The organism is Rhodospirillaceae bacterium (assembly GCA_002746255.1).
Lineage (GTDB): Bacteria > Pseudomonadota > Alphaproteobacteria.
Window position 1 is genome coordinate 72,427 of record NVWO01000001.1, and the last position, 14,013, is coordinate 86,439.

Annotated in this window: 17 protein-coding genes; 6 read left to right on the top strand and 11 right to left on the bottom strand. The window is 60.0% G+C overall.

Annotated features, from left to right (window positions below):
• Window positions 1-19 precede the first annotated feature (19 nt).
• Entirely contained in the window at window positions 20-220 is a 201-nt protein-coding gene (gene rpsU, locus COA65_00350; protein ID PCJ61454.1) for a 30S ribosomal protein S21, read from the bottom strand.
• A gap of 194 nt (window positions 221-414) precedes the next feature.
• On the opposite strand from rpsU, the gene def reads away from it, so the two are divergent.
• Together def and COA65_00360 are read left to right on the top strand one after the other, a co-directional pair.
• Window positions 415-942, top strand: a complete 528-nt coding sequence (def, locus tag COA65_00355) for a peptide deformylase (protein PCJ61743.1) — start codon at window positions 415-417, stop codon at window positions 940-942.
• A 22-nt stretch (window positions 943-964) separates the two neighbouring features.
• On the top strand, window positions 965-1,615 hold the full coding sequence (locus COA65_00360; protein ID PCJ61455.1) for a COQ9 family protein: 651 nt from the start codon (window positions 965-967) through the stop codon (window positions 1,613-1,615).
• 12 nt (window positions 1,616-1,627) lie between these two features.
• On the opposite strand, the gene COA65_00365 is transcribed toward COA65_00360, so the two are convergent.
• A complete protein-coding gene (locus COA65_00365; protein ID PCJ61456.1) occupies window positions 1,628-2,713 on the bottom strand; it encodes a 5-(carboxyamino)imidazole ribonucleotide synthase in 1,086 nt (361 codons plus the stop codon).
• A 10-nt stretch (window positions 2,714-2,723) separates the two neighbouring features.
• On the bottom strand, window positions 2,724-3,230 hold the full coding sequence (purE, locus tag COA65_00370; protein ID PCJ61457.1) for a 5-(carboxyamino)imidazole ribonucleotide mutase: 507 nt from the start codon (window positions 3,228-3,230) through the stop codon (window positions 2,724-2,726).
• 116 nt (window positions 3,231-3,346) lie between these two features.
• Here purE and COA65_00375 point away from each other — a divergent pair, with 116 nt between their 5' ends.
• The 3 genes from COA65_00375 (at window position 3,347) to COA65_00385 (ending at window position 5,548) form a co-directional block, all read left to right on the top strand.
• A complete protein-coding gene (locus COA65_00375; protein PCJ61458.1) occupies window positions 3,347-4,186 on the top strand; it encodes a GGDEF domain-containing protein in 840 nt (279 codons plus the stop codon).
• Window positions 4,176-5,276: a 6-phosphofructokinase gene (locus COA65_00380; GenBank protein PCJ61459.1), complete on the top strand. Its 1,101-nt coding sequence runs from the start codon at window positions 4,176-4,178 to the stop codon at window positions 5,274-5,276. The genes COA65_00375 and COA65_00380 overlap by 11 nt, the downstream gene beginning before the upstream one ends.
• Before the next feature lie 95 nt (window positions 5,277-5,371).
• Window positions 5,372-5,548: a DUF465 domain-containing protein gene (locus COA65_00385; GenBank protein PCJ61460.1), complete on the top strand. Its 177-nt coding sequence runs from the start codon at window positions 5,372-5,374 to the stop codon at window positions 5,546-5,548.
• An 11-nt stretch (window positions 5,549-5,559) separates the two neighbouring features.
• Here COA65_00385 and COA65_00390 read toward each other — a convergent pair whose 3' ends face one another.
• The 3 genes from COA65_00390 to rpmE all read right to left on the bottom strand — a co-directional run bounded on the left by COA65_00390 (window position 5,560) and on the right by rpmE (window position 7,730).
• Window positions 5,560-6,213, bottom strand: a complete 654-nt coding sequence (locus COA65_00390; protein ID PCJ61744.1) for a cytoplasmic protein — start codon at window positions 6,211-6,213, stop codon at window positions 5,560-5,562.
• A 146-nt stretch (window positions 6,214-6,359) separates the two neighbouring features.
• Window positions 6,360-7,358: an NAD(P)H-quinone oxidoreductase gene (locus COA65_00395; GenBank protein PCJ61461.1), complete on the bottom strand. Its 999-nt coding sequence runs from the start codon at window positions 7,356-7,358 to the stop codon at window positions 6,360-6,362.
• Between the two features lie 147 nt (window positions 7,359-7,505).
• Entirely contained in the window at window positions 7,506-7,730 is a 225-nt protein-coding gene (gene rpmE, locus COA65_00400) for a 50S ribosomal protein L31 (protein PCJ61462.1), read from the bottom strand.
• Between the two features lie 213 nt (window positions 7,731-7,943).
• Between rpmE and COA65_00405 the strand changes: the two genes are divergently transcribed.
• Window positions 7,944-9,719, top strand: coding sequence for an ABC transporter (locus tag COA65_00405; GenBank protein PCJ61463.1), 1,776 nt, complete (start codon window positions 7,944-7,946; stop codon window positions 9,717-9,719).
• A gap of 49 nt (window positions 9,720-9,768) precedes the next feature.
• Here COA65_00405 and COA65_00410 read toward each other — a convergent pair whose 3' ends face one another.
• From COA65_00410 to COA65_00430, 5 genes are all read right to left on the bottom strand, one after another.
• Window positions 9,769-10,860, bottom strand: coding sequence for a hypothetical protein (locus COA65_00410; GenBank protein ID PCJ61464.1), 1,092 nt, complete (start codon window positions 10,858-10,860; stop codon window positions 9,769-9,771).
• Window positions 10,861-10,923: 63 nt separating this feature from the next.
• Window positions 10,924-11,745: an inositol monophosphatase gene (locus COA65_00415; protein ID PCJ61465.1), complete on the bottom strand. Its 822-nt coding sequence runs from the start codon at window positions 11,743-11,745 to the stop codon at window positions 10,924-10,926.
• Window positions 11,745-12,311 (bottom strand): elongation factor P, encoded by a 567-nt coding sequence (efp, locus tag COA65_00420; protein PCJ61466.1) that lies wholly within the window; start codon window positions 12,309-12,311, stop codon window positions 11,745-11,747. Before efp ends, COA65_00415 begins: the two co-directional genes overlap by 1 nt.
• A gap of 85 nt (window positions 12,312-12,396) precedes the next feature.
• Window positions 12,397-13,074, bottom strand: a complete 678-nt coding sequence (locus tag COA65_00425) for a thiamine phosphate synthase (GenBank protein PCJ61467.1) — start codon at window positions 13,072-13,074, stop codon at window positions 12,397-12,399.
• The gene (locus tag COA65_00430) at window positions 13,074-14,003 is read right to left on the bottom strand and encodes a fructose-bisphosphate aldolase (protein ID PCJ61745.1); all 930 of its coding nucleotides are present in this window, start codon (window positions 14,001-14,003) and stop codon (window positions 13,074-13,076) included. Before COA65_00430 ends, COA65_00425 begins: the two co-directional genes overlap by 1 nt.
• Between the last annotated feature and the right edge of the window lie 10 nt (window positions 14,004-14,013).

The window sequence follows — 14,013 nt, forward strand, 5'->3', positions numbered from 1 at the left end:
CGTCGCAGATGCGGTTTTTCTAGAGCTCGCGCTCCAGCCGCTTGCGGGCCAGCTTGCGTGCCCGCCGAATGGCTTCGGCGCGTTCGCGGGCCCTCTTTTCGGATGGCTTTTCGAAAGCGCGACGCATCTTCATCTCGCGGAAAATGCCCTCGCGCTGCATCTTTTTCTTTAGCGCCCGAAGCGCCTGATCGACGTTGTTGTCGCGAACGGTGACTAGCAAACTTCTCTCCCGCAGTCCTCTTAAGAAACGGCCAATCCGGTTTCCCAAGCAAAGATTTTAATCACAAAGAGGGGCGCTACATAACACAATGCTTGCCCCTTGAAAAGGGGAAGCAGCAGCTGCAAAGAGTGCTGTGCTGCCAATTTCAAGAAATCTGGCTGGAACTGGCGGTGCCGGGGCTTCATGATGGGTCCATGGCATTGTGTAAAATTGTCCGTATGGGGCACCCGGCGCTGCGCGCGGTGGCGAAAGCGGTGGTGGACCCGACGGCACCAGAAATCGCAGCGCTTGTCGCCGACATGCTTGGGGCAATGCGCGCGGCGGAAGGCGTCGGTCTGGCAGCGCCCCAGATTGCCGTGTCGAAACGCGTGGTTATTTTCGAGGTGCCGGCGGCACGGGTGACAGACCCAGAGCCGCCAGTTGGGCTGACGATATTGATTAACCCGGTTCTGGAGCCGGTCGGCGAGGCGATGGAAACGGGGTTGGAGAGTTGCTTGTCCCTTCCCGGCATGGCTGGCATGGTGCCGCGTTTTCTGCGCTTGCATTACCGTGGGGTGACGCCGGAGGGGGGCGTCATCAAGCGCGAGGTCAGCGGCTTTCATGCCCGGGTTGTCCAGCACGAGGTGGATCATCTGGATGGCATTCTTTATCCGATGCGCATGAGGGATCTTTCGACCTTCGGTTATGTTGACGAAATGGAGAAAACGCTTCCGGAACTTTAGGAAAGCGAGGAGATGAGCGGCCATGGACGCAAAGACAGAGATCGAAACCCTGCGCGAGGGGCTTCTTGAAGCCAGCCTGCGCCACATTCCTTTCGATGGCTGGACGGACATGGCCATGGCCGCCGGGGCGAAGGATGCCGGGCTTGCCCCGGCCCAGGTGGCCCGCGCCTGCCCGAAAGGCGTTGCCGATCTTTTCGATTGTTTTTCCGTCATTCTGAACCGCCGGATGGAGGTGGCTCTGGAAGGCCATGATTTGGAAAGTTTGCGCATCCGCGACCGCATTGCCTTGGCTGTGCGTCTGCGTCTTGAACAAAACACGCCCTACCGCGAAGCGTCGCGTCGCGCGGCGGGCTATCTCATGCTGCCCCAGAATGCCGGCGTTGCGGCGCGGGCAACCTGGCGGACGGTTGACGCCATCTGGCGTGCCATTGGCGACCGGTCGACGGATTTCAATTTTTATTCAAAGCGCAGCCTGCTGGCCGGCGTTTACGTCTCGACATTTTTTTACTGGCTGAACGACGATTCGGAAGGCTTTGCCGACAGTTGGGAATTTCTGGACCGGCGGATTGCCAACGTCCTGAAAATTCCCAAATTGCGCGGCGAGGTAAAAAAACGGCTTGGCGCGCTTGCAACGCCGTTGCGCCGGTTTTTTCCTGGGCGTTCTGGCGTTTAGCGGCTCCGGTGCTTAGCGCCCGGTTTTTGGCGAAAGCCGCGTGACGTGGCCCATCTTGCGACCGGGGCGGGCTTCTTTCTTGCCATAAAGATGCAGGCTTGCGCCCGGTTCGGCGGCGATGTTCGGCCAGTTTTCCCATTCCTCGCCAAGTAAATTCGTCATCACCGCGTCGCAATGGCGGTCCGTTGCGCCCAGGGGCAGGCCGGCAACGGCGCGGACGAATTGTTCGAACTGGCTGGTGACGCAGGCATCCATCGTCCAGTGGCCGGAATTGTGGGGGCGCGGTGCCAATTCGTTGACCAGCAGGCCGCCGTCGCGGGTGACGAAAAATTCGACCGCCAGCAGGCCGGTCAGATCAAGGGCTGCGGCGATCTTTTTCGCGCTGGCCTCAGCGGCAAGACCGATGTTGGCGTCGATGGTGGCCGGGACGCGACTTTGCCGCAAGATATGATACTGGTGGCGGTTTTCCGATGGTGCGTATGCCGCCATCTTGCCATCAATGCCGCGCGCGACGATGACAGAAATCTCGCAGGCGAAGTCGACCCAGGCTTCAAGAATGGCAAGATCTGCGCCCAGATCCTGCCAGGTGGTTTTTAGGTCTGTGCCGGGCTCCAGCTTGCGCTGGCCCTTGCCATCATAGCCGAAGCGCGCCGCTTTCAGGACCGCAGGCAGGCCGATTTCCGGTGTCAGCCGATCCAGATCGGCCAGGCTTTCCACGCGCGCATAGGCCGTGGTTGCAACCTCGATGCCGCGCAGGAAATCCTTTTCCCGGAGGCGGTCCTGGATGATGTGCAGAATTTTGCCGCTTGGGCGCACCGGCACGACGCCTTCCAGCCGGGCGACTGTCGCGCTTGGCACGTTCTCGAATTCGAAGGTTGCGACATCGATCCCGGCGGCGAATTCCGCCACTGCTTTTTGGTCGTCATAGGCGGCGGCAAGGTGAAGATTGGCGACCTGGGCTGCCGGCGGGTCGGCTTGCGGGTCAAAAACATGGACGCGGTAGCCAAGTTCCGCCGCCGCCAGCGCCGTCATGCGGCCAAGCTGACCGCCGCCGAAAATGCCGATGGTTGAACCAGGTGGCAGGGGCGTGTCCGTCATTTCGCCAGCTTTAATCGCTTGGAAGATCGGCGACGCTTGCCGTCTGTTTTTCACGCCAGGCATCCAGCGCTTGCGCTGCTGTCGGATCAAACAGGGCAATCACCGCCGCAGCGAGAAGGCCGGCGTTCTTTGCGCCGGGCTTGCCTACGGCGAGCGTACCGACGGGCACGCCGCCGGGCATCTGGGCGATTGACAGCAGGCTGTCGAGGCCCTTCAGGCTTTTTGATTCGACGGGCACGCCGAAAACCGGTAGCGGCGTCAAGGCGGCGACCATTCCAGGAAGGTGCGCCGCGCCTCCGGCGCCAGCGATGAGGACCTTCAGGCCCCGTTGGCGCGCGTCGGCGGCATAGGCGTAAAGCCGTTTCGGCGTCCGATGGGCCGAAACGATCTTCGTCTCGTTGGAAATGCCGAGTGTGTCCAGAATTTCTGCAGCATGGCGCATGGTTTCCCAGTCAGACTGGCTTCCCATGAGGATGCCGACGAGCGGTTTCTTTGCTGCCGGTTTCTTTAATTCCATGTGGTGCGGCGCTCCTGTGGCGCGTTCGGCTTTGGCTTGGAAAGGGCGCCAATGTAAGGGAGGGACCCACGGGTGGCAAGTAAGGGTGCGTCGTTAAGGATTGGGAGGGGGCTTTCATGCTAGGCTTTCCGGGTCGCCAGGCTGTTTGGCTTGGCTTTGTTATCTTTTCCGGATGGGTGGGAAAGCCCCGAATGAAGGTTGAAAAGACGAACCCGCTTCGCCGCGCTTCAGGTGTGACGTCCACCGCCAGAGGCGTGCCGGGCCAGGCGGCGGCACCGGCGGAGATTGAGGACGTCACCTCCGTGATGGGGATACCTGAAACGGAATTGACCCCGAAGGTCCGCTCGGCGCTTCTTGATCTGATGGCGGAAGTGGACCGGTTGCGTCAAGAGCTTTTGGTTTTCAAAGAGCGTGTTTTGCTTCTCGAACATGAGGTGGATCACGACCCCCTGCTTGCGATCGCCAACCGGCGGGCCTTCGTCCGCCATCTTGCGCGTATGATGTCCTACGCGGAACGTTATGGGGCATGTGGCTGTATTCTTTATTTCGATCTGGATGGTCTGAAGACGTTAAACGATACGGAAGGGCACGCCGCAGGCGACGCGGCGCTTGGGCATGTGGCACAACTGTTTCTGAACAACATTCGCGAATCCGATGTTTTAGGCCGGCTCGGCGGGGACGAGTTCGGGGTTCTGCTTGCCCAGACGGGGCTGAAATCCGGCAGAGAAAAAGCCGCTATTCTTGCCCAGAAGATCGAGAGCAGTCCCTTCCAATGGAAGGAAAAAACCCTGTCGCTTTCGGTTTCTTATGGCGTTTATCTTTTCGAAAGTGCGGAAGATATTGACTCCGCCCTTGAGGCCGCCGACAAGGAGATGTACGCACAGAAACGTGCGCGCAAGGCCGCGAAGGGCAACCCGGACAGCGGTACCAGCCAGGCCGTGGACGATGGGCGATAAAAAGAACGGCGATCAAAAACGAATTGGCATTCTGACCAGCGGCGGCGATTGTTCCGGCCTGAACGCGGTCATTCGGGCCGTCGTGCGCCGGGCAATCGGTGGCTATGGCTGGCGGCTCTTCGGCATTCGTGAAGGCACAATGGGGTTGCTTCGCCGGCCCCTTGATTATGAAGAGCTCACCCTCAAAATCTTTACGGGCAATGTGCTGCGCATGGGCGGCACCATTCTTGGCGCGATGAGTGCGGGGGATCCCTTTGCCTTTCCGATGCCCGATGGCAGCGTAAAAGACCGTTCCAATGAGATCATCGAGGGCTATCGTGAGCTTGGCCTGGACGCGTTGGTCGTCATTGGTGGCGACGGCAGCCTGCGGATTACACAGGCGCTTGCCGAGAAGGGAAATTTAAACGTCGTTGCCATCCCAAAGACGATCGACAACGACATCGGGTTGACCGAAACCTGCATTGGGTACAACACCGCCGTTTGCGTGGCGACGGAGGCGCTGGATCGCCTGCAACCGACGGCGGCCAGCCACAACCGCGTCATTATTCTTGAAGTGATGGGAAGGGATGCCGGACATATTGCGCTGGGTTCCGGGATTGCCGGCGGCGCTGACGTCATTCTTATTCCTGAAATTCCCTACCGGATGGAAAATGTCACGGCCAAGATTGCGAGCCTTCGCAGTCAAGGCCGTTCGCATGCGCTGATTGTCGTTGCCGAGGCGGTCAAGACGGAAAGCGGCGAAACGGTTGGGGTCCGGAAAAAATCCGGCGGCGTTCGTTATGGCGGCATCGGGCACTATTTGGGGGACCGAATTTCGGAGCTGACCGGGGACGAGACGCGGGTCACCATTCTTGGCCATTTGCAGCGGGGCGGAACGCCGACACCGCGTGACCGGTTAATGGCGTCGGTCTTTGGTGTGCATGCGGTTGATTTGATCGCGAAAGGCAGGTTTGGGCACATGGTCGCCTGGCAAAATCGCCGCGTTGTCGATTTTCCGATCCGGGAAGTTTTGGAACATTATTGTGGCGTGGACCCCGAAGGAGCCCTGGCGAAAACCGCCCGTGGCCTTGGAATTTCCTTTGGCGATTGAGGCGGTTGCGCGGCGTTCTGGTCAAGGGTCCACGGAAGGGGTACGCTTGAGAAAGTTTGGACGTTTGTTTTGGCTAGATTGCGAGGTTCGACGATATGGGCACAGGTCAGGCTAATCAATTAAAGACACGCCACGCGGAACTAGAAACGATCATCCACAAAGAAAACCGACGGCCCCTTCCTGACGAGCTTTACCTGCATAAGCTGAAAAGCGAAAAACTCCGCGTCAAAGACGCTCTCACGAAAGATGCGCTCACGCGGATTGAGCCCTAGAAAAAAACCGTTCACCCATTTTCTTTGTCGGACGCGACCGGAAGGTCGGCAGCTGTTTCCTGTGTCGTTTCCGGAACCGGCGTATCCGACCCTATCTTGGCCAGGGATTTTTCCTTTGCCGTTGCGCGTGCTTCGCGGCGTTCTGCCGCGCGGGTCGCTTTTTCGATGTCGGTCATCAATTCAACCTGGGTGCAAAGCCCAAGCTTTACCGGGCTTTGCGGCTTTAGGTTCTTCGCGTTCCAATGGGTGCGTTCGCGAATGGCATTGATGGTCGGCTTCGTTGTGCCGACGAGCCTAGAAATCTGGGCGTCGCTTAGCTCTGGATGCTGCGTGACCAGCCATGAGATGGCATCCGGGCGGTCCTGACGTTTTGAAAGCGGGGTGTAACGCGGCCCCTTTGTCCGCGCGACGGGCACGGGCAGATCCGGTTGGGACATTTTCATCCGGCCGGAGGGATCCTTCTGGCAGCGGTCGATTTCTTCAACGGTCAATTCGCCCGTTTTGATTGGGCTGACGCCGGTTATTCCGATTGCCACTTCGCCATCCGCTATGCCCTGCACTTCCAAATGGTGCAAGTCGCAGAAATCGGCGATTTGTTCGAAGGTGAGCGTCGTATTATCAACCAGCCACACGACGGTGGCTTTTGGCATTAGAGGTTTTGGCATAGGGCCTCCGGAGCCGACCCGATCGACGTTCAGCGCCGTGGGTCGCAGGTTCAACAATCCATTGTCAGGAAATAACGTGTCGGCGGGACTATAGCGACCCTAAGGCTGAAAATCAAAGCCCCCTTCAGCGGAATTTTTGGCTGAATTCAAGGGATCAGTACGATTTTTCCGATGTGCTGGCTGCTTTCCATGCGCCGGTGGGCATCTGCCGCATCGCCAAGCGCATAGGTCTGGTCAAGAACCGGGCGAAGCTGCGTTGTTTCAAACAGCGGCCAGACCCGTTCGCGAAGGGTGGCCAGGATGGCGGCCTTTTCTTCGATTGTGCGCGAACGCAACACGGAACCGGAAAGGGTCAGCCGTTTCAGCAACAGGCGCATCAGATTTATTTCGACTCGGGCGCCCTTCAGAAAGGCGATCTGCACAAGGCGGCCTTCCGTCCCAAGGCAGTTGAGGTTGCGCTGGATATAATCGCCGCCAACCATGTCGAGGATTACATCAACGCCACGGCCCTTCGTGAATTCCTTTACAGTGGCGACAAAATCCTGTTCCCGGTAGGGCACCGCCAGCGCCGCGCCGAGATCTTCGCAGAAGGCGCATTTTTCGGGGCTTCCCGCCGTCGTTAAAACCGTCGCGCCGAAATACCGGGCAAGCTGAATGGCGGTTGTGCCGATGCCACTGGTCCCGCCATGAACGAGAAAGACCTCGCCCGCCTTTAAGGCGGCGTGATCGAAAACATTTGTCCAGACGGTTGCGAAGGTTTCCGGAATGGCGGCGGCTTCGACCATGGTCAGGCAAGCGGGCACGGGCAGGGTGAGGACGGCGGGGGCTGTGCAATATTCCGCGTACCCGCCACCGCCGAGAAGGGCCATCACGTCGTCGCCGATTTTCGGCGCGGACACATCCGGCCCGTGGGCGACCACCCGGCCTGCGACCTCAAGACCGAGAATATCCGAAGCGCCGGGCGGCGGCGCGTAATTTCCTTCCCGTTGCAGAATGTCCGGCCGGTTGATGCCGGCGGCAGCGACTTTGATCAGCACCTCGCCCACATCGGGCGTAGGCACGGCGCGGCGGACGAGGGCCATTTTTTCAGGCCCGCCGGGTTCGGCAATTTCAATCGCGTTCATCATCAAAGGCAGGTTTGGCATGGTTGGCGCGGCCTTCCGTTGCAGGGAACAGGTCCGGGTGTAGTCGGATCAGGACTTCCAAGCAAGGGCTGGCTGCAGGTGCCGGGACGGCTTCCTGAAAGGAAAAAATGGATTTTCGAATGGCGGGATGTTTTAGCGGAACGCAGCCTAGGTTTTGATCTCAAAATTCTGAAAGCGCTTCTTGAATTTTGCAAGCTGTCCGCCGCTGTCGATCAGGCGGTGAACGCCCGTCCATGCCGGATGCGAAAGCGGATCGACGTCCAGCTTCAGCGTATCGCCTTCCTTGCCCCAGGTGGAGCGAGTCGTAAACGAGCTGCCGTCGGTTTGGACGACGTTGATCGTGTGGTAATCTGGGTGCAGGTCTTTTTTCATTTCTCGCTCCTAACGACGGGGGCTGTTATAGCGAAGGCCGTGTGCTGAAACAAGGGCCGGGTTTGACTTCGGCCTGCCGGTTGCCGAGGGCATTGGGTTTTTGCCTGCCAAACCACAGATTATCCGCCAAGCCGCCACCAAGCGGCGGCCAAGCTGCCAATTTAAAAGGAGCATCCTGCCTTGACTGACCCGAATGTACAGGCTTCCGCCGCTGTGGAGAAAGGCCGTCGCCGGAATTTTAAGCCCCTCCGGCGAATCCTGCCCTACCTTCGGCCCTATACGCTCGGCATTCTTGGGGCGGTGGCGGCGCTGACCCTTGCGGCGGGCACGGTGCTGGCTCTTGGCCTTGGGTTGCGCACCCTTGTCGATGAAGGGTTTAGCGCCGGCGACGCGGCCCTTCTTGACCGTGCCTTGATGGTGCTGTTTGGCGTCATCCTGTTGCTGGCGATCGCCACCTATGGGCGGTTCTACCTGGTTTCCTGGGTGGGCGAGCGCGTCGTCGCCGACATTCGCCGGGACGTTTTCAACCACATTCTCGGGCTTAGCCCAAGTTTTTTTGAGACCACGAAAACCGGCGAACTGCTTTCGCGTTTGACGGCGGATACGACGCTTCTGCAAACCGTTGTCGGGTCTTCCCTTTCGATGGCGCTTCGCAATGTGTTGATGCTTGTGGGCGGAATCGCGCTTCTTGCCATCACAAGTCCGAAGCTGACACTTCTCGTCGTGCTTGTCATTCCGCTGGTCGTTGTCCCGATTCTGGTCATCGGTCGGCGCGTGCGGCGTCTGTCCCGGGAAAGCCAGGATCGCGTGGCCGATGTCGGCGCCTATGTCGAGGAAAGCATCAACGCCGTTCGTACGGTTCAGGCGTTCGGGCATGAAAAAATAGATCAGGCACGTTTCGCAAAACGCGTCGAGGATGCGTTTTCCATGGGCATGCGTCGCGTGCGTGTCCGCGCCGTGCTTACGGTGATCGTGATCGTGCTTGCCTTCAGTGCAGTCGGCTGCATCCTCTGGGTGGGCGGTCACGATGTGCTTGCCGGGACGTTCAGCGCCGGGGATTTGGCGGCGTTTGTTTTTTACGCGGTGATTGTCGCCGGGGCGTCCGGCGCGATCAGCGAAGTGGTTGGCGATCTTCAGCGTGCCGCTGGCGCGGCGGAACGCCTGATGGATCTTCTTGCCACCGAGCCGGAAATTGTTGCGCCGGAAAACCCCGTGCCCCTGCCGGCACCGTTGCAAGGCGGGGTGGCGTTCGAGGGGTTGACCTTCGCCTATCCTTCGCGCCCCGAACGGCCGGCGCTTTTGGATTTTACCCTGGCCGTGAAGCCCGGGGAACATCTGGCCCTTGTCGGCCCATCGGGTGCCGGTAAATCAACGGTCTTTCAGCTTTTGCTGCGCTTTTACGATCCGCAGGCAGGGAAGGTGACCCTGGATGGTGTTGATGTGCGGGACGCAGCCCCGGGCGACGTGCGCGCCCATCTTGGCCTGGTTCCTCAGGATCCGGTGATTTTCTCGGCGGACGCCTGGGAAAACATTCGCTACAGCCGCCCCAAAGCTACGGATTCCGACGTTCGCGCGGCGGCGGAAGCGGCGAATGCGGCGGGGTTTCTCGACCGTCTTCCCGATGGCTTTTCTACGTTTCTGGGCGAGCGCGGCGTACGCCTTTCCGGCGGGCAACGGCAACGGATTGCAATTGCCCGGGCAATTTTACGAAATCCGGAGGTTTTGTTGCTGGATGAGGCGACCAGCGCGCTGGATTCGGAAAGCGAACGCGTTGTGCAGGTGGCCCTGGAAAGGCTGATGGCCGAACGGACGACGCTGGTTATCGCCCACCGTCTCTCGACGGTTTTAAACGCGGACCGCATCGTCGTGTTGGATGAGGGCAGGATCGTTGCCATCGGCACCCATGGCGAGCTTCTGAAAAGCTCGCCGCTTTATGCGCGGCTGGCCGAACTTCAGTTCGAACCGGAGCTTATCCGTTCTTCGGCTTAGGCAGGGCAGGTTTTAGCGTAGGGCTGGGGCGTTCCCGTGGCCGGCGTGATTAGCCGTCGGTAAAGACGAGATCGACGCGGTCGGCCGGTTTTCCGCTTCCCTTATTGCCGAGCGCGCGGACATCGATGCGAATGCTGGGAAGGCCTTGTTCGATCAGGAAGGAGCGAACGACAAGGGCGCGCGAAAGGGATAAGCGGCGTGCCTGGCTTGCGGCTTCTTCGGTGCCGCTGGCATGGGCCAAAAGCTGGATGCGAAGGCCAGGATTGCTTTTTAAATGCACGGCAAATTTTTCGAGTTTTGCCTTCGCCTTGTCAGAAAGCAGCGCGCTTTCGCTTCCAAAGACGACCTGAATGGGTTTGCCGGGTTCAAGCGGCGCGCTTGCCGGGGGCAGTTTTGCCGTCTCCTCGAAGGCGGCTTTCTTGGCAGGCGTGGCCGATGCTGCTGATTTCTTGGACGGGGCTTTTGGCTCGGTTCGAGCAACCGGTGGCGGCGGGGCCTTTGGCTCCATTAGAACAACCGGCGGCGGTGGCGCGTCCGGCATCGTGATAATGGACGCTGGGGACGCTGGGCGCACCGGGGGCGGCGGCGTCAGCAGAATCCTGGGCCCGGGTTCAGCCATTGGCGACGGTGCTTTTTTAAGGGGCGGCGGTGTCCGCACAATTTTTGGTTTTGGCGCGGCCACCAGCGGTGTTTTCTTAAGGGCAGGCGCTTCTTTGACTGCCGCAGGCGCTTCTTTGACTGCCGCAGGCGCTTCCGGCATCGCAACAACGGGTGCCGGCGGTGCTTTCTTCGCTACCAACGGCGCTTTTTTAAGGGGCGGCGGTGTCAGCACAATTTTTGGTTTTGGCGCGGCCACCGGCGCTGTCGTTTGCGTCGTGGTGCCAGGCCGGCGCAAGGTGATGGTGCCGTTGCGCGTCGGTCCGCCGGGTCCCGGCATGAGAAGCCTGGGCACCATTGGCGCTGCACCAAGTTCCTCAAGCACGCTCAGATCGACGGTAACGCTTGGCTTGCCGGTGCCGCCGACGATGACGGTTTCCGCAAGGGCGCTTGCGCCGATGGCGGTTGCACCAATAAAGGCGAACCCACTAGCGAGGAAAAGGCCGGTCGAGAGGGGGCGATGAAAACGGGGACGGTGGAACATGGTCGAAACCTTAGCCCAGCGGCTGCCATCAGACAATGGGGTCCAAAAGATTCCTGTCGTTAATCAATCCGTTACCATACTTCCAGGGTCTTTATACGCCGTGCGCAGGAGGGTGGCGACGCTGGAATAGAGGGCGTCATTCGTGGCAAGGATGCTGCCCGATTGCAGCATGTTTCTGCCGCCGTTGATTTCCGTCACATAGCCGCCCGCCTCCTGGACAAGCAGAATTCCGGCGGCCATGTCCCAGGGTTTCAGACCTTCCTCCCAATAGCCGTCGAAACGCCCGGCCGCGACATAGGCCAGATCCTGCGCGGCAGCGCCGGAGCGGCGAATGCCAGCCGTCTGTTCCATCATGATGGGGAGAACCCTTGCGAAGGCGTCTTTTCCAGGCCGTCCGCCGAAGGGTTCGCCATAGGCGAGCAGGGAGTCTGACAGTTTTTTTCGGGCCGAAACGCGCAGCCGGTGGTTGTTCAAAAACGCGCCGCAGCCCCTTTCCGCCCAGAAAAATTCGTCATGGATGGGGTCGAGGATGACCCCGGCAACGATTTTGCCTTCGTGCTGCAACGCGATCGTGATGCTGAAATGCGGGATGCCGTGAAGAAAATTCGACGTGCCGTCCAGGGGATCGACAAGCCAGACATGGCTCGGGTCCTTTCCTTCCGTGGCACCGCTTTCCTCAAGCAGCAGGCTGTAATCGGGCCGTGCGTGGGTCAACTCCCGGCGCAGGATGCGCTCGGATTTCAAATCGGCGTTTGTGACGAAATCACCCGGCCCCTTTTTTGAAACCTGCAGTTGTTCAACTTCGCCAAAGTCGCGCACGAGCGAGCGTGCCGCCTTGCGGGCGGCACCTTCCATCACGTTGATGAGTGCGGAGCGGATGGCCATCAGTTTTTGACCCGTTCGACGTAAGCGCGTTCGGCGATGTTGACGAGGATGCGCGTGCCTGCCTCGATATGCGGCGGTACGGAGATGCGCACGCCGTTGTCGAGCAGGGCTGGTTTGAAGGATGCCGCTGCCGTCTGTCCTTTCACAACGGCATCGGNTTCCGCGATGGTGCAGATGGTCGAGTCCGGAAATTTCACGCCCACCGGCTCCCCTTCGTAGGATTCGATGATGACGATCATGTCGTCCTGAAGAAAGTCGATTGCTTCGCCCGCCAGATTCTGGTGGAGCGTGACCTGGTCGAAGGTCTTGGTGTCCATGAAGGTGAGGTTCTCGTCCTCGCGGTAGAGGTATTGGTGATTGCGCTGGTCGAGGCGGGCGCGTTCGACATTCTCGCTGGAACGAAAGCGTTCGTTCAGCTTTGTGCCGTTGCGAATGTCGCGGAGTTCAACCTGTAGATAGGCACCCCCCTTGCCGGGCTGGGTGTGCTGGGTTTTCACAGCGGCCCAAAGCCGTCCCTTGTGTTCGATCACCATGCCGGGGCGTATGGCGTTGCCGCTGATCTTCATTTGTCCTGCCCATTTGTTCTGGAAAAGCGGCGCGGAAGCTATCAGGTCGTCAATCTATACGCAACGGCGCGCGTGGGAAATCGCTTCATGGTGTTGCTGGCGGCGGCCCGGCTTGGGCGGCTTTGGAAATGACGCKGTTAAAGGCACGRACCGCTTGCCCAGGGCCGTCTTCATACGCCCAAATTCCGTGAAGCACGGCTAGAAAATCAGCCCCTGCCGCCACGAGGGGCGCACAATTTTCGACGTTAATGCCGCCGATGGCGACGCAGGGAACGGTTGTCGTTTCGTGCCACCAGGTCAGAATTTCGGGGTCTGGGTGGGATTCCGTCGCCTTTGTCGGCGTTGGATAGAAGGCGCCGAAGGCGACGTAATCGGCACCGGCCTCGGCGGCCTCGATCGCCAGGTGGCGCTGATCGTGGCACGTCACGCCGAGGATGGCGTCTTCTCCAAGGATGGCGCGGGCTTCGGCATAGGGGGTGTCCTGCTGGCCGATATGGGCCCCGTCCGCGCCCACTTCCTTTGCCAGTTTGGGCTGGTCGTTGATCAGCAGGGGAACGTCTCGGGCGTGGCAGATGGGGAGAAGGGCTTCGGCCGCCATGCGGATTGCGTCCATGTGAGCGGCATCGTTCGAAGCCGCTTTCAGGCGCAGCTGAACGCAGGCGACATCACCGCCATCCAGGGCTTCGGCTAAGGTTTCAGCGAATTTCTTTGGATCGATTTGCGGCGGGGTCAAAAGGTAAAGGCGGGTCGGATGATTTGAAATCAGTCGTTCCCCTGATAGATGCCGATGATGCGGTCCAGCATCTTTAAGGCATCCTCGCGCGGGCGCTGGAAGGTGTTGCGTCCGATGATCGACCCATTGCCGCCGCCATCGCGGATGGCGCGCGCATCGTCATAGAGGCTGTCGAGGCCTTTTGCCGAACCGCCGGAAAAGACAACGAGGCGACGGCCCTGGAAGCAGGACTGGACGATGTGGCGCACGCGTGCGGCCGGCGTTGAAATATCAATGGCTTCTTTTTCGTAGACCTTTTTTGCGGCGTCGAGTTCCAGATAATCGGTGGGCAGTTTCACCTTTACGATATGTGCGCCAAGAAGGCAGGCCATATGGGCGGCATACGCGATGATATCGACCGCCGTTTCGCCTTCCTTCGAAAGCTCGCCGCCGCGCGGGTAGGACCAGACGACGACGGCCAGGCCCATTTTTTTGGCTTCGCGGGCAACGTCGCGCAGTTCTTCAAACATGGCATAGGCCTTGTCCGAGCTTGGATAGATCGTAAAGCCCACGGCCGCGCAGCCGAGCCGCAGCGCGTCTTCGACGGACGCCGTCACCGCCTGATTGGCCCCCTCTTTGGCGCGGCTGAGGCTGTTGGCGCTGTTCATCTTCAGGATGGTCGGCACCTGACCGCCGAAGCTGTCCACGCCGGCTTCCAGCATGCCGAGCGGGGCGGCATAGGCCGAAAGGCCGGCATTGATTGCCAATTGATAATGGTAGTGCGGATCATAGGCGTCCGGGTTGGACGCAAAACTTCGCGCCGGGCCATGTTCGAACCCCTGATCGACCGGCAGAATGACAAGTTTGCCGGTGCCGCCAAGGCGGCCATGCATCAGGATGCGCGCCAGGTTTTCTTTTGCGTCGCGGCTTTCGCCTTCGTAAGCGGAGAGAATTTTTTGAACGCGGGGGCTAAGCTTCATGGTGGGACGG